11 protein-coding genes are annotated in these 14979 nt (G+C 69.7%); 8 read left to right on the forward strand and 3 right to left on the reverse strand.

Features of this window, described 5'->3' with window-relative positions; translation table 11 throughout:
- Positions 1-1068: phosphatase PAP2 family protein (locus ACFQ4H_RS29025; protein WP_377576946.1), on the reverse strand; the 1068-nt coding region annotated here is incomplete at its 3' end.
- A 174-nt stretch (positions 1069-1242) separates the two neighbouring features.
- On the opposite strand from ACFQ4H_RS29025, the gene ACFQ4H_RS29030 reads away from it, so the two are divergent.
- The 3 genes from ACFQ4H_RS29030 to ACFQ4H_RS29040 all read left to right on the forward strand — a co-directional run bounded on the left by ACFQ4H_RS29030 (position 1243) and on the right by ACFQ4H_RS29040 (position 3862).
- Positions 1243-1647, forward strand: a complete 405-nt coding sequence (locus ACFQ4H_RS29030) for a thioesterase family protein (protein ID WP_377576949.1) — start codon at positions 1243-1245, stop codon at positions 1645-1647.
- Positions 1644-2480: an MBL fold metallo-hydrolase gene (locus tag ACFQ4H_RS29035; RefSeq protein WP_377576952.1), complete on the forward strand. Its 837-nt coding sequence runs from the start codon at positions 1644-1646 to the stop codon at positions 2478-2480. The genes ACFQ4H_RS29030 and ACFQ4H_RS29035 overlap by 4 nt, the downstream gene beginning before the upstream one ends.
- A gap of 305 nt (positions 2481-2785) precedes the next feature.
- Positions 2786-3862 carry a lytic polysaccharide monooxygenase auxiliary activity family 9 protein gene (locus ACFQ4H_RS29040; RefSeq protein ID WP_377576955.1) on the forward strand — a complete coding sequence of 359 codons (1077 nt, stop codon included), beginning with the start codon at positions 2786-2788 and terminating at the stop codon, positions 3860-3862.
- Between the two features lie 89 nt (positions 3863-3951).
- Here ACFQ4H_RS29040 and asnB read toward each other — a convergent pair whose 3' ends face one another.
- The gene (asnB, locus tag ACFQ4H_RS29045; RefSeq protein WP_377576958.1) at positions 3952-5913 is read right to left on the reverse strand and encodes an asparagine synthase (glutamine-hydrolyzing); all 1962 of its coding nucleotides are present in this window, start codon (positions 5911-5913) and stop codon (positions 3952-3954) included.
- A gap of 125 nt (positions 5914-6038) precedes the next feature.
- Between asnB and ACFQ4H_RS29050 the strand changes: the two genes are divergently transcribed.
- The 3 genes from ACFQ4H_RS29050 (at position 6039) to ACFQ4H_RS29060 (ending at position 10037) form a co-directional block, all read left to right on the forward strand.
- Positions 6039-7511: an aminopeptidase P family protein gene (locus ACFQ4H_RS29050; RefSeq protein WP_377576961.1), complete on the forward strand. Its 1473-nt coding sequence runs from the start codon at positions 6039-6041 to the stop codon at positions 7509-7511.
- Between the two features lie 247 nt (positions 7512-7758).
- The gene (locus ACFQ4H_RS29055) at positions 7759-9492 is read left to right on the forward strand and encodes a RyR domain-containing protein (RefSeq protein ID WP_377576964.1); all 1734 of its coding nucleotides are present in this window, start codon (positions 7759-7761) and stop codon (positions 9490-9492) included.
- A gap of 20 nt (positions 9493-9512) precedes the next feature.
- Positions 9513-10037: a hypothetical protein gene (locus ACFQ4H_RS29060; RefSeq protein ID WP_377576967.1), complete on the forward strand. Its 525-nt coding sequence runs from the start codon at positions 9513-9515 to the stop codon at positions 10035-10037.
- 417 nt (positions 10038-10454) lie between these two features.
- Here the strand turns inward: ACFQ4H_RS29060 and ACFQ4H_RS29065 are convergent, their stop codons facing one another.
- Positions 10455-10967 carry an O-acetyl-ADP-ribose deacetylase gene (locus ACFQ4H_RS29065; RefSeq protein WP_377576970.1) on the reverse strand — a complete coding sequence of 171 codons (513 nt, stop codon included), beginning with the start codon at positions 10965-10967 and terminating at the stop codon, positions 10455-10457.
- Between the two features lie 83 nt (positions 10968-11050).
- Here ACFQ4H_RS29065 and blaOXA point away from each other — a divergent pair, with 83 nt between their 5' ends.
- Positions 11051-11953, forward strand: a complete 903-nt coding sequence (blaOXA, locus tag ACFQ4H_RS29070; RefSeq protein ID WP_377576973.1) for a class D beta-lactamase — start codon at positions 11051-11053, stop codon at positions 11951-11953.
- A gap of 84 nt (positions 11954-12037) precedes the next feature.
- Complete coding sequence (locus tag ACFQ4H_RS29075; RefSeq protein WP_377576976.1) at positions 12038-14851, forward strand: Hsp70 family protein; 2814 nt, start codon at positions 12038-12040, stop codon at positions 14849-14851.
- The last annotated feature ends 128 nt before the right edge of the window (positions 14852-14979 follow it).

Here is a 14979-nt window from a genome sequence, read left to right on the forward strand (position 1 = left end):
GGCCCCGACCCCGGCGGCCTTGGGCTCGGGCTCGGGATCGGTGGCTCCGGCCTCGGGTGCGGCAGCCTGGCCGGGCACCGGGACCGTCGTCTCCGGCGGCCCGCCGCGACGGGCCTTCCGGGCCACCCACCATCGTTCGGCCAGGCCGACCACCAGGAAGGTCATTCCCACGTACGCCCAACCGACCAGCACGTCGATCACATAGTGCTCACCGGCGTAGACCAGGGTGAAGGTCATCGCCAGCGGATAGCTCAACAACAGCGGCCACCAGCGCCGACGGACCCGGGCGAGGAAGAAGACGACCACGAACAGCGCGAAGGCGGTGTGCAGCGACGGCATCGCCGCGACCGGGTTGGAGGCCAACTGGCCGGCGTTGAGCAGGTTCCCGGCACCGTGCATCCCGAACGCCTTCCAGCCCCGGGTGGAGATGCGGGCCACGTCCTCGATCAGGCCGTACTGGGCGGCCCACCACGGCGGCGCGGCCGGGTAGAGGAAGTAGGTGACCAGACCGGTGGCGCACAGAAACCCCCAGCGCCGCATGAAGGCCGCCCAGCGCCCCCGGTCACGCAGCCAGAGCACCACCGCAGCCGCCAGCGCGGCCACGAAGTGGGAGAAGTAGACCCAACTGGCCACGACGTCCCACCAATGGATCCCCGCCGGGTCGTAGAAGTGCTGCTGTAGCCAGACGGTGGGCACCTGCCCGCCGGTGGCCCAGCCGAACATCCACACGTCGGCGACCACCAGTTCCATCGCATGCGGAATGGCGCCGTTGTCCGCGAAGCCCCGGGAGAGGTTGTAGATGGCCAGCAGCACCACGATCGGCAGCCAGTCGCGGGCGAAGCGCAGGTGGCTGCGCCAGGGACGGCTGCTGTGCCAGGCGATGGTGGCGGTCCACAGCCACACGAAGGCGTAGAGCGGATCGGTGGGCAGGCCGATGAGCAGCCAGCCGGCAACGAACGCAACCGCCCACACCGACATGGCCAGCAGCCGCCGCCGGCTGGCGGTAGGCGGCGCGGACGGCGGATCCGTGGGCTCGGGGGACAGGGTTTCAGTGACGTTCGTAGCCATCGCCGTCCAGGTTAACGGCGACCGAATCCGGGCCGAACGGCGACCGCCGGTCGGCCCCGTCGATCGCGGCGACGGACCCGGACCGGCCAGCACCGCCCCCGGAAGGCCGGAGATTTCGTCGCCCAGGTCCCGCCGATCATCGCCCGACCGGTCCCGAACGCCTAGGCTGGGCACATGGAGCAGCAGCCGGAATCCGTCTTCACCGCAGGCCTCTCCGCCCGGGTGGAGCTGACTGTCAGCGACTCCGACACCGCACAGGCCGTCGGCTCCGGTGACGTGCCGGTGCTCGGCACACCCCGGGCGCTGGCCCTGGCCGAGGCGGCGACCGTCGCCGCCACCGCCTCCCGGATGCCCCCGGGCATGACCACCGTCGGACTGCGGGTGGAGTTGGACCACCGTGCCCCCACCCCCATCGGCCGTACGGTCGTCGCCCAGGCCAGGCTGGCAAAGGTGGACGGCCGGCGGTTGCTCTTCGAGGTGACCGTGACCGACGGGGACACGACGGTTGCCGAGGGAAGGGTCGAGCGGGTGCTGGTCGACCGGCACCGGTTCGTGGAACGGGCCACCCAATCGTCATGAGCGTCAACTTCACCGAGGTCGCCGACCGGGTCCACGTGTTGCGTCACCCGGTGCTCGACGTCAACGTCACCCTGATCGTCGGTGACCGGGCCGCCCTGGTGGTGGACACGCTGTCGACCGCCGGGCAGGCGGCCGAACTGGCTGCCGCCGCCCGTACGATCACCCCGCACCCGTGGATGATCGTCAACACCCACCACCACTTCGACCACTGTTTCGGCAACGCCACGCTGGCCGGCACCCCGGCCTGTCCGATGTACGCGCACGAGACGACCGTGGCACTGCTGCGTGACCACGCCGCGGAGGTACGCCGTCGGGCGTACGACGAGATGCGGGGCACCGAGCCGGTGCTGGCCGCCGAACTGGCCCAGGCACAGATCCTGGCCCCCAGTCACGCCGTACACCTGGAATCCACCGTGGATCTCGGCGGCCGGCTGGTGGTCCTGCGCCACCTCGGCCGTGGGCACACCGAAGGTGACCTGGTGGTCCACGTCCCGGATGCGGACCTGCTGGTCGCCGGCGACCTCATCGAGGAGAGCGGGCCGCCGGCCTTCGAGGACAGCTACCCGTTGGAGTGGGCCGGGACGGTCGCCGAACTGCTCCGCCTGACCACCGCACGGTCCAGGGTGGTACCCGGACACGGCGCGGTGGTGGGCGTGGACTTCGTCCAGCGGCAGCACGAGCAACTCTCGGCACTGGCGTGGATGATCCGCGACGGGCATGCCGACCACTCACCGACGCAACGGGTGGCCGCGCGGGCGCCGTTCGGACCGGAGACGGCACTGGTGGCGGTCAACCGGGGCTACGCCGAACTGACCGGCGAAGCCCTGACCTGAGCCGGGGCCGGTGGCGGTACGCCGCCCGGTGGCGGGGACACGCTCGCTGCGGTCACCCCGGGAACGAACCAGCGGATCGAGCGAAGACTGTTGATTTGTTCATCGATCCGTGTTGGGATGACGCTGCCGAGACAGCGCGTGGGCTGACGTGCTGTGCGGGTGCCGGCAAGGGCCACGGGAGAGGCACGTCCGTGATCGGATCGTGCGCCGTGTCGCCACCCATCCGACCGGACCCGTCCCCCTTTCCGCAGTGACCAGGCTCGCCAGCCGGTCTGCGGAGAACCGGTCCCAGTAAGGAGATCTCGGTGAAACTTCCATCCCGGGTCGCGGCGCTGGCCGCCGCGGCCACGCTCGCCGCCGGCATCGTGACGGTGGTGACCTCGAACGTCGCTTCGGCGCACGGCGCCTCGATGGCACCGGGCAGCCGTACCTTCCTGTGTTGGAAGGACGGGCTCAGCCCGCAGGGCGACATCCGCCCCAACAACCCGGCCTGCGCCGCCGCCGTTGCCCAGAGCGGCGCCAACTCGCTCTACAACTGGTTCAGCGTGCTGCGTTCCGACGCGAACGGTCGTACCGTGGGCTTCATCCCGGACGGCCAGCTGTGCAGCGGGGGCAACGCCAGCTTCAGCGGTTACAACCTGGCCCGCGAGGACTGGCCGCTGACCCACCTCACCTCCGGGGCGAACTTCAACTTCAGGTACAGCAACTGGGCCCACCACCCCGGCACGTTCTACTTCTATGTGACCAAGGACAGTTGGAGCCCGACCAGACCGCTGGCCTGGAGCGACCTGGAGGAACCCTTCCTGACGGTGACCAACCCACCGCAGAACGGGGGGCCGGGGACCAACGAGGGCCACTACTACTTCAGCGGGCAGCTACCGTCCGGCAAGAGCGGCCGGCACATCATCTACTCCCGCTGGGTACGGTCGGACAGCCAGGAGAACTTCTTCGGCTGCTCGGACGTGGTGTTCGACGGCGGCAACGGTGAGGTCACCGGCGTCGGGCCCGGCGGCACTCCCACGCCCAACCCGACCACGCCACCGCCGACGACCGGACCGACCACCCCGCCGCCCGGTCCGGCCAGCTGCATGGCTGTCTACCGGGTGGTCAACGCGTGGTCCGGCGGCTTCCAGGGCGAGGTGACGATCATGAACCATGGCGGTTCGACGTTCAACGGATGGACCGCCAACTGGACCTGGCCGGGCGACCAGGCCATCGGCACCCTGTGGAACGGGACGCACACGCAGAACGGGACGAGCGTGACGGTACGTAACGCACCCTACAACGGTGCCGTCGCGCCGAACGGCACCACCACGTTCGGGTTCACCGCCAGCGTCGGGGCGACGAACGCCGCCCCGACGGTGACCTGCACCAGCCCGTAACCCCATCCCCCGTCATGTCGAGAGGTTCGCGTCACCCGTACCGCCTGACGGTGACGCGAACCTCTCGACCGACGAACAGGTCGGGGTGGTCAGCGGACCATCGAACCGACCACGGGCTTGGTCAGCAGCGCCGACTGGTTGCGCTGGATGCCCGGGTCGAGCGTCTTCGCCACGAAGATCGCGTGCCAGATGCAGAAGATCAGCACCGTCCAGACCTTGCGGGAGTGGTCCGCCTCCTCACGCTTGTGCTCGTCGAGCAGCCGCATGGCGTACGACAGGTCGAGCAGGTCCCCCGCGCCCGAGGTGGCGAAGATGTGCCGGACCCACTCGTACATCTCAGCCCGCAACCACACCCGGGTGGGCGTGGGGAAGCCCAGCTTGCGCCGGTTGACGATGGCCGGCGGCACCACGCCCTGCAACGCCTGACGCATGGCGAACTTGGTGGCGTCGGAGCGCGGCGGCAGCTTCAGGTCCACCGGGATGATCGAGGCGATGTCGAAGACCTCGCGGTCCAGGAACGGCACCCGTACCTCGAGCGAGTGGGCCATGGAGATCCGGTCCGCCTTGACCAGGATGTCGCCGCGCAGCCAGGTGTAGAGGTCGATGTACTGCATCTTCGTGACGTCGTCCAGCTCGGCGCACTCGGCGTAGATCGGCGCGGTGACGTCCGTGTACCGCACCGAGGGGTTGTAGCGACGCAGCAGGTACTGCTTCTCCTCCTCGGTGAACATCCGGGCGTTGCCGTAGTAGCGCTGCTCGAGCGGCGTGGTGCCCCGCTCCAGGAAGCTCTTGCCCTTGACCCCCTGCGGGATCGCCTTGGACACCGCCCGCAGGCCCTTCTGCACACCACCCGGGAGGCTGTTGACCGCGCTCAGCGACAACGGCTCGCGGTAGATGGTGTAGCCGCCGAAGAACTCGTCCGCGCCCTCACCGGAGAGCACCACCGTGACGTGCTCGGCCGCCTTCTTGGCCACGAAGTAGAGCGGCACCAGGGCCGGGTCGGCGACCGGGTCGTCGAGGTGCCAGACGATCCGGGGCAGCGCCTCCATCATGTCGTACGGCCCGATCTTGGTGGGGATCGTGGTGACGCCGAGGTGCCGGGCCGACTCCTGGGCCACGTCGATCTCGGAGTAACCGGGCACGTCGTAACCGACGGTGAAGGTCAGGATGTTCGGGTTGAACTCGCGGGCCAGCGCCACCACCGCGGTCGAGTCGATGCCGCTGGACAGGAACGAACCGACCGGCACGTCGGAACGCATGTGCATCCGTACGCTCTCGCGCAGCGTCTCGCGGATCTGGTGGTAGAGCCGCTGCGGGTCGTCGATCTGGCTGGGCCGGAACACCGGGCGGTACCACCGCCGTACGTCGATCTGCCCGCCCGGGGTCCAGGTCAGGTACTCGCCCGACCCGATCCGGCTGATCCCCTGGTGCAGCGTTCCGGGCTCCGGCACGTACTGCAGGGTCAGGTAGTGCGAGAGGTTGGCGTGGTCCACGCCCGCGTCACCGGCGTAGGCGGCCGGCGCGAACGGCAACAGCGCCTTCTTCTCCGAGGCGAGGTAGACCCCGTCCGGGGTCTGGAGGTAGTGCAGCGGCTTGATGCCGAAGTTGTCCCGGGCACCGAAGGCCCGCCGCTGCTGCCGGTCCCAGATCACGAAGGCGAACATCCCGCGCAGCCGGTTGAGCACCTGCTCGCCCCAGTAGTGGTAGCCGGCGACGATCACCTCGCCGTCGCCCTGGGTGGCGAACGTGGCACCGTAGTCGCGGATCAGCTCTTCCCGCAGCTCGATGTAGTTGTAGATCTCACCGTTGAAGGTCAACAGGTAACGGCCGTCGGCGTAGGGCAGGGGTTCGTGGCTCAGCGCCACGTCGATGATCGCCAGCCGCTTGTGGGCGAAGACCGCATCCGCGAAGCGACCGGATGCGTCGGCGATCAACTCGACCCCGGTTTCGTCCGGTCCTCGGTGGTGCAGGCATTCCAACGCGCCGGCGATGGCATCGCGGTGCGCGCCGGCGTCACCGCGCGCGCTGAAAAAAGCCAGAAGTCCGCACATGGCGGTCATCTTTTCACGCGCGTCCGCCGGCTGTGCCGGCACCGCTGCTCTCCTGCCCTGATCTGGGGCGCGATACGGTCGGCGCGGTACCGTCGGCAGGGACGGTGACGAGGGAAGAGCAGGGCATGAGCAGCGAACAACGCAAGGATACGACAAAGGGTACGGAATCGCACGACCCCGACTTCCCGGAGAAGTTCCTCGCCTTCATGCGGGAAGGCTGGCAGGACAGCGCGTTGCCCATCGACCCCCGCCCGGAGGTGCCCAACCACGCGAGGCGCCGCGCGGCGTTGTCCGCGGCCTTCGCGGGCGAGACCCTGGTCATCCCCACCGGACCGGAGAAGGTACGCGCGAACGACACCAACTACCCGTTCCGCCCCGGCAGCGACTTCGCCTACCTGACCGGCGACCACGATCCGGACAGTGTGCTGGTCATGCGGCCGAACGGCGACGGCCACGACGCCGTCCTCTACATGCGGCCACGCTGCTCCAAGGAGACCGACGAGTTCTTCCGCAGCCGGCACGGCGAGCTGTGGGTGGGCCGCCGGCACACGTTGACCGAGAAGTCGACCGAGCTGGGCGTGGAGACCGCTGACCTGGCGGGCCTGGACGCCGCCCTGGCCGACCTCGCCCCGGGGCGTACCCGGGTGCTGCGGGGGCTGGACGCGGTCGTCGACGCAGCCGTACGCCCGTACCACGGCAAGGACGCCACCGGTGCCCGCGACCGTGAGCTGGCCACGGCCATCGCCGAGCTGAAGCTGGTCAAGGACGAGTGGGAGATCGCCCAGCTCCAGGACGCGATCGACGCCACGGTCCGCGGCTTCGAGGACGTGGCGCGGATCCTGCCGGCCGACCGGGGGGTCTCCGAGCGGCTGCTGGAGGGCGTGTTCGGTCTGCGGGCCCGACACGACGGCAACGACGTGGGGTACGGCTCGATCGTCGGCGCGGGCGAACACGCGACGATCCTGCACTGGGTGCACAACAACGGGGTCACCCGTCCGGGCGACCTGCTGCTGATGGACATGGGCGTCGAGGGGCGTCACCTCTACACCGCCGACGTCACCCGTACGCTGCCGGTCAACGGGACGTTCAGTCCGCTACAGCGCCAGCTCTACGACATCGTGTACGCCTCGCAGCAGGCCGGCATCGACTTCATCAAGCCCGGCGTCGCCTTCCGGGACGTACACCTGACCTGCATGCGGGTGTTGGCCGAGGGGCTGGCCGACCTGGGTCTGCTCCCGGTCAGCGTGGACGAGGCGATGGACCCCGAGTCGACCGTCTACCGGCGGTGGACCCTCCACGGCTTCGGCCACATGCTCGGCATCGACGTGCACGACTGCGCCCAGGCCCGCAAGGAGGTCTACCGGGAGGGCACCCTCGAGGAGGGGTACGTGCTCACCGTCGAGCCGGGGCTCTACTTCCAGCCGGAGGACACCCTGGTGCCGGAGGAACTACGCGGCATCGGCATCCGGATCGAGGACGACGTGCTGGTCACCTCGGCCGGCACGGAGGTCCTCTCCGCCGGGCTGCCCCGGCAGGCGGACGAGGTCGAGACGTGGCTGGCGGCGCAGCGTGCGGCGGGACCACGCCTGCCCGGCTGAATCGTCGGGCGAACCACCGACGCGCCAGCGCTGACGGCCCGGTTGACGGATCCGATGGTCCATCGTGGCTCGACGGAGGCCCCGCTCGTTACCGCGACGGTAGCGGCGGGGTCTTCCGTACGGTGAGCGGATCCCCCGCTGTCGGCAGCACGTCACTCGACCCAACCAGTGAGCCGAACCTTCCAGGCACTCGACGGCGATTGTACGATTGCGCTGCGTTATCACCCCGCCCGACAGGGGAGGTGTTGTGCCTGGGAGCAGCATCGGCGAACCGCCCCGAGCGCCCACCATGAGCGTGCTGAGACTGATCTTCGGCACGATTGGTCTGCTCTCGGCCGTGTTCGGCTACCTCGGGCTCGACCGATATATCCAGAAGCTCCCCGATGGCGCCTTCAGCCGTCACCCCTTTGATCTGCTCTACTACGACCTCCAACTGTTCGTGCTCGGCTCGCCCCCGCTGGACGACGGCGGCCCCTTCCCGCTGCTGCTCGACATCGCCCGGTTCAGCGCGCCAGCGGTCACGGTGTACGCGTTCGTCGAGGCCGGACGGTTGCTGTTCGCCGCCGAACTGCGCCGGTTACGGGCCCGCAACGCCCGAGGCCACGTCATCGTCTGCGGTGACGGACTCGTGGCCAGCACCCTGACGAGGCGGCTCCGGGCGGCCGGCGAGCGGGTGGTGGCCGTACCGGCCGAGGCGGTCTCCTCCGAACCGGGCACCACCCGGGTGCCGGCCGCCCGGGACCCGGACGTGCTCCGCGCCGCCGGAATCGGTCGGGCCAGGGCGCTCTACGCCTGCACCAGTGACAATGCCACCAACACCGCACTGGCACTGGCCGCCGCCCGCCGTGATCGACGGACACCGCTGGCCGTCTACGCACAGGTCGCCGATCCGGAGCTGTGCCTGGCGTTGCAGGCCCGCCACCTCGGGCTGGCCCAACCGCCGGGAGCCCGGCTGGACTTCTTCAACGTCGACGACCTCGCCGCCCGCAACCTGTTCGCCCGGGAACCACTGGCGCCCATCCAGGGCGCCCCGCCCCGGGTGGCGGTCCTCGGTGCCACCGCGTTCGGCCGGGCGGCCCTGGTCGAGCTGGCCCGGCAGTGGCGGGTACGCAATCCAGGCGGAAGTGCCCTGGTGCCGGTGGCCCTGGTCGACGACGAGTCCACCCAGGCGGCAGCGGAGCTGACCAACCGGTACCCGTTCCTCTCCCAGGTCTGCCGGATCACGCCGTACGACGGTGGCCTGGCCGAACTGCTCTCCGGTGGCGGGTTTCCCCTGCCACCCGACCGGGTCTTCATCTGCTACGACGACGAGGAGCGGGCGCTGAAGACCGCACTCATCGCCGAGCAGCTGTGGCACGGTGGCCCCGGGTCGGTGGTCGTACGTCTGGACCGGCTGGCCAACCTGCGGGAGGCCTTCGACAGCGACCACAGTGACGCGGTCCTCGACGACATGTCCGGGGCGCTGCGCCTCTACGGTGTGGTGCATGCGGCCTGTGACCCCGCCCTGATCGGCAACGACCTGGTCGAGCGGCTGGCCCGGGTGATCCACGAAAGCTACGTGGTTTCCCGGCACCGGCACGGCGACGACCGGACGGCCAATCCGGCGATGGTGCCCTGGGAGGAACTACCGGAGACCCACCGTCGGGCCAATCGCGGCCAGGCCAAGGACATCGGCCGCAAGCTGCACGAACTCGGCTGCGCCCTGTCACCGAGGGTCGGACCGGGTGAGGAGCACATCCTGGCCGAGCCCGAAATCGAACGGCTGGCCGTGCTCGAACACGAACGCTGGGTGGAGGAGCGGGTCGCTACCGGGTGGCGGTACGCCGACCGGCGCGACGACTTCCGCCAGCTGCACCCGGCTCTGCGCACCTGGGACAGCCTGCAGGAGGACATGCGCGAGCGAAACCACGACGCCATACGTGAGCTGCCGGCCATCCTGGCCGACGCCGGCTTCCGGATCATCCGGGTTCGCCGCGCATGACAAGGAACGGACAGTGCACCATGCCACGTATTGGGGTCACCGGGCACGTGATTCTCGCCAGCGGGACAGCCGAACTCATCTATGCCTGCCTGGCCAGGCACCTCAAGCCGTACGCACCCGCCGGGCTGCACGGCATCACCTGCCTGGCCGACGGCGCAGACCAGCTCTTCGCCCGGGCGGTCCTCGCCCTCCATGGCACCTTCGAGGTCATCATCCCGGCCACCGACTACCGACAGCGAGCGGTCGAACAGGACAACCGGGCCGCGTTCGACGAGTTGCTGGCGCAGGCCTCGGCAGTGTCCTACATGCCCTATCCGGAATCGGGACGGGAGGCGTACATGGCGGCCAGTGAGGAGTTGCTGAGCCGCTGCGACCTGCTGGTGGCGGTGTGGGACGGGCAGCCGTCGACCGTCCTCGGCGACACCGCCGACGTGGTACGCGCCGCCCGTGCCCGCCAACTGCCGGTGACCGTACTCTGGCCCTCCGGTGCCCGGCGGGGTCGCCCCGCCGGCTGGCGTTCCCCGGTGGACCCGACGGCCAGATGAACGACCTACCGGATCGGGTCGAGGCTACGGGTGGCTGCCTTGACCCGATCCGGTTGCGGGACCTGCTCCCGCTGTCGGTGTCATCCGATGGATGTGCCCTGCCGGCACGGCTGGCAAGGGGCAAGCAGATATTCGCTGCGCCAACTGTTCATCGGCTGCCCAGCCCGGTCCGGTGGTGAATCGTTTGCGACATCAGCTCGACAGGCCACCGAAGACGGCCGTCGTTCGTCGGCTGAAAGACCCGACCAGGGCTCATTCGGCCAAAACCGAGGTTCGCCACCCCCTCGTCCGACGTCAGCGTCGCCGGACAGTTCGCTGCCGAGAAAACCCGGCTCCCACTGACGCTCCAGCCGGTCTAACTCGTAGGCACCAATGGGGATACGGCCTGCGCCGCCCGGCCCGGGAAGCGCACGAAACCTAGCGATCGCCTTCCGCGAGCGCGGCGGCCAGGATCTCGTACGTCGGTTCGTCGAAGGCGACGAGCCGGATCCGCGCCACCCTGGTGGCTGTCGAACGGATCGTCGTCACCGCGACACGGGCGGCCCGAGCCGGTGGAAATCCGTAGACGCCGGTGGCGATGGCCGGAAAGGCGATACTGCCCGCACCCAGCTCGTCGGCGACCTCCAGGCAGCGGCGGTAGCAGGACGCCAGCAGGTCGGCCTCGCCGTGACCGCCGCCTTCCCAGACGGGACCGACGGTGTGGATGACGTGCCGGACCGGCGGGTCGAGATCGAACGCCGGTGTGGCCATCGCCTCGCCCGGTGGGCACGGTCCGATCGCAGCACCGGCTTCGGCCAGACGGGAACCCGCAGCCCGGTGTATCGCCCCGTCCACTCCTCCGCCACCGAGCAACGACTCGTTCGCGGCGGTGACGATCACGTCCACGTCCTCGTCGGTGATGTCCGCCAGCACGACTTCGATTTCAGGCACGTCCAGGATCCTCTCACCAGGGAACGCCACATGGCCGTCGTCGGTTTCCCGACCCCGCCGGCCGGAACGCATAGGCTGGATGGATGTCGTGGTGGAGAACGATCGTCCGGGCCGGTACCACCGCTTCGATGCTGCTCGCACTGACCGTTGCCAGCGGCTGCTCCTCCGACGGCGACCGGTCGGCGGGACCCACGCCCGCTGCCTCCGACGTCGTTGCGTCCAGTGCCGCACCAAACCTCCAGCCGACACCGAACCTGGTCGTACGCAACGACCTGGCCGAGGTGTTCGCACAGGCCGGGACCACCGGCACCTTCGCCCTCCATGACGTCACCGGCGGTCAGCTCACGGTGGTGAACCAGTCCCGGGCCGAGCGGCCGTACCCACCTGCCTCCACCTTCAAGATTCCGCACAGCCTGATCGCGTTGGAGACCGGGGTGGTCGCCGACGAGAACGAGAAGATCCCGTACGGCGGAAAACCCCAGCGCATCAAGGAATGGGAACAGGACATGGGGTTACGCGACGCCGTCCGGGTGTCGAACGTCCCCGTGTTCCAGGAGATCGCCCGCCGGGTCGGGCCGGAGCGGGAACGTGAGTGGCTACGCCGCCTCGGCTACGGCAACACCGAAATCGGTACGGTGGTGGACCGGTTCTGGTTGGACGGGCCACTGGCGATCTCGGCCCGGGACCAGGCCCTGTGGCTGAGCCGACTGGCCCGGGCCGAGTTGCCGGCATCAGCCGCGCACCAACGACTGGTCCGGGACATCCTGCGGTTGGAACAGCGCGACGGCTACACGCTGTACGGCAAGACCGGCTGGACGACCGCCACCGAGCCCGGGTTGGGCTGGTGGGTCGGCTGGGTGGAACGCGACGACCGGCTCTACTGTTTCGCGTTGAACCTCGACATGACCCGGGACGCCGACGCGCCGAAGCGGGTGGCAACCGGTCGTGAGCTGCTGCGTCGTCTCGACGTACTGCCGGTCGGCTGACCGAGGGTCAATCGGCCGGCCAATGGTGCCCGGCAAGTACGATCCGCCCGGCGGTGCCGTGCGCGCCCGCCAGGAGGTGACAACGTGGCGAATCCGCCCCGGCTGGCCGTCGACCTGGGCACCACGCACACCGTCGCGGTGGTGCACCGGGTCGACCAGCAGCCGCGCACGCTGCTGTTCGACGGTTCACCACTGCTGGCCTCCGGTGTCTTCGTCGACAGCACCGGCACCGTGCACACCGGCCGGGACGGAACCCGGCTGGGCGCGGCCGAACCGGAACGCTTCGAGCCGTACCCGAAGCGCCGCATCGACGAGGGCTACGTCCTACTCGGTGACGCCGAAGTAGCCGTCGCGGACCTGCTGGCCGCCATCCTGCGTCGGGTCGTCGAGGAGGCCCGCCACGCCGGGGTGGATCCCACCACCGACGGTACGGTGCTGACCTGCCCCGCCGACTGGGGGCAGCCGCGTCGGGCCGTGCTGCTCGACGCGGCCGGGCGGGCCGGACTCGACCGGGTCCAGTTGCTCGACGAGCCGATCGCCGCCGCTACCTACTGCGTACAGGTCCTCGGTCAGCAACTGCCGGTCGGTGGCAGCCTCGGCATCTTCGACTTCGGTGGCGGCACGCTCGACGTGGCGGTGGTGTGCCGGGACGTCACCGGCATGCGGGTACTGTCCACCGGTGGCCTCGACGACCTGGGTGGACTGGACATCGACGAAGCCCTGGTCGCCCACCTCGGCCAGCTCGCCGGTCTCCGTGACCCGCAGCTGTGGCAGCGGCTGAGCGGGCCGCAGACCGCAGCCGAGCGGCGCGACCGGCAGGCGTTCTGGTCCGAGGTCCGCGCGGCGAAGGAGATGCTCTCCCGCGCGTCCACGGCCCCGGTCCACGTGCCGGGCCTCGAGGAGCCGATGCACCTCACCCGGGAGGAACTGGACCGGATCGCCGCACCGCTGGTCGCCCGGGGCGTCGACGAGATCCGCCGGGTCCTCCAGCGGGCCGGGGTCGCCCCGGCCAACCTGGCCGGACTGCTGCTGGTCGGCGGGGCGAGTCGGATGCCGCTGGTGGCGACCCGGCTGCACACCCGCCTCGGGGTGGCTCCCTCGGTGCCCGAGCAGCCGGAACTTCCGGTCGCCTACGGCGCACTGGTGCACACCAGCGCCGACACCCCGGCGGTCGCCCCCACCAGCGGTACGCCGATGGCGTCGGCCGGTGCTTCCAGCACCGACGCGGCTGCCATGCCGCCGGTTCCGCCCTGGCCGGTGCCGTCTCCGTGGCAGGCGCAACCGGTTTCACCAGCCAGCGCCCCGACCGCGACCAGCCCGCCTCCGCCACCGGGCGGCGGCTCGGCACCCTCCGCCCCGTACGCGGTGCCCCGGCAGCCGTCCGGCCCGTACCCCGGGGCCAAGGCGCCCAGCGTGCCCCCGCGCCCACGAACCCGACGGCGTGCGGTGATCGCGGCCGTGGTGGTCGCGTTGCTGGCGTCGGGCGGTGTCACCCTGGTCAAGGGTGGACAGTGGGTGGGCGACAAACTTCGTGACGCTTCGGACGGCCTTGGCTCCGGTCTCGACTCACTCGGCGTCGGCGGCGACAACGGCAACGGCAACGGCGGCGGTGGAAAGCTCGATCAGATCACCGAGGTCACGTCGAGCCAGCTCGGGGCGACCACCGTAACCCTCGCGGACGGCCACGTCGTCACCGCGTACGCAGGTAACGGCATCACCCAGGTCATGTCGCAACTGGCGGGCGGCGCAGGTGCACCGCGTTGGACCACCAGCGTACGGATGGAGCCCACCGAGGTCCGCCTCACCCCGGTCGCCGATCTGATCATCGTCGACGGTGAGAGTTCGGTGGTGAACGACAGCAAGGATGTCCGGGCGGTACTCTCCGCCGCCGACGGAAAGGTGCTGTGGCAGAAGACCTGGGAAGACCGGGTGGACATCGCCTACTACGGCACCGACGTGGTGACCGAGGTGCTCGACGGCATCTACGACAACGCCGTCGAACGGGTCGACCTGCGTACCGGCCGACGGAAGTGGCACCGGCCCGGCAACGACGATCTGTTGACGCCCGGGGCGCACCGGATCTCGGCGTTGAGGATCTTCCCCTCGGCGGACACCCCCGCCGGTCCCGGCCTGCTGCCCACCGCGAAGAGCGGGCTCCGGGAGACCCTGACCGCCAGCGAGACCATGGTCGAACTGGACACCCGCAAGCAGGTCGGCTACGCGTTCAACGCGCGGACCAACGCCCGCCTGGGCAGCGGGAAGCTGCCACTGGACGAAGCGGTGTGGGTGGGCTTCGACAAGTTGGCGATCGGAAAGCAGCACCGGTCGGCTTCCGGCGGCCGGCCAGTCCTCGCCGCCTACTCGGTGCCCAACTTCAAGCCAACCTGGTCCCTTCCGCTGACCGCCGGTTTCGACATCGAGGACGTCGCGGTGTGTGGACCGCGTCTGGTCTGCGCGTCGATCGACACGCCACAGAACGACGGCGACTACACGGTCGCCGTGGACATCGACACCGGCAAGGAGAGCTGGCGGGTGAAGGTCGAGTGGTCGGACCAGGAGACCTGGCAGGTCAACGGCGGTGTGCTCCTGTTCGGTGAGGGCCCGTTCGACTCGATCCGTGATCCGTTGGTGCTGGACTTCACCGGCAAGGAGCTGCGGTCCTTCCCCAACACTCCGAGCATCGTCGCCACCGCCGCCGGTCGGATGGTCCTGACCAACTACGACGGCAGGAACAGTCAGTGGCAGGTCTGGGTCGTGGAGGCGGCGACCGGCAAGGCAACCAGCAAGGTCAATGTCGGTGCCGACCTGCCCGAGCAGGTCTACCTCGACGGGGACTTCGTCGCCGTCACCACCAAGGACCGCCGTACGCTCCTGCTCAAGGTCGGCAGCCTGGCGTGATCCGGGCGCCGCTGCGCCCTCTCCCGTCCCAGAACCTGACCGGGAGTTGCGCCAATAGCAAGACGGACGTACGGTTTTGTTGAACGGAGAATTCGGCCGGTAAGTGTTACCTAAGCCCGGCAGTGCGG

It is taken from the genome of Micromonospora sonneratiae, from assembly GCF_042679305.1.
Lineage (GTDB): Bacteria > Actinomycetota > Actinomycetes > Mycobacteriales > Micromonosporaceae > Micromonospora_H > Micromonospora_H sonneratiae.

What these genes read in the sequence shown, in the direction of transcription:
- ACFQ4H_RS29030 (WP_377576949.1), top strand. Translation starts at nt 1,243, where the DNA reads ATGGAGCAGCAGCCGGAATCCGTCTTCACCGCAGGCCTCTCCGCCCGG.
- ACFQ4H_RS29035 (WP_377576952.1), top strand. Translation starts at nt 1,644, where the DNA reads ATGAGCGTCAACTTCACCGAGGTCGCCGACCGGGTCCACGTGTTGCGT.
- ACFQ4H_RS29060 (WP_377576967.1), top strand. Translation starts at nt 9,513, where the DNA reads ATGCCACGTATTGGGGTCACCGGGCACGTGATTCTCGCCAGCGGGACA.
- blaOXA (WP_377576973.1), top strand. Translation starts at nt 11,051, where the DNA reads ATGTCGTGGTGGAGAACGATCGTCCGGGCCGGTACCACCGCTTCGATG.
- asnB (WP_377576958.1), bottom strand. Translation starts at nt 5,913, where the DNA reads ATGTGCGGACTTCTGGCTTTTTTCAGCGCGCGCGGTGACGCCGGCGCG.
- ACFQ4H_RS29050 (WP_377576961.1), top strand. Translation starts at nt 6,039, where the DNA reads ATGAGCAGCGAACAACGCAAGGATACGACAAAGGGTACGGAATCGCAC.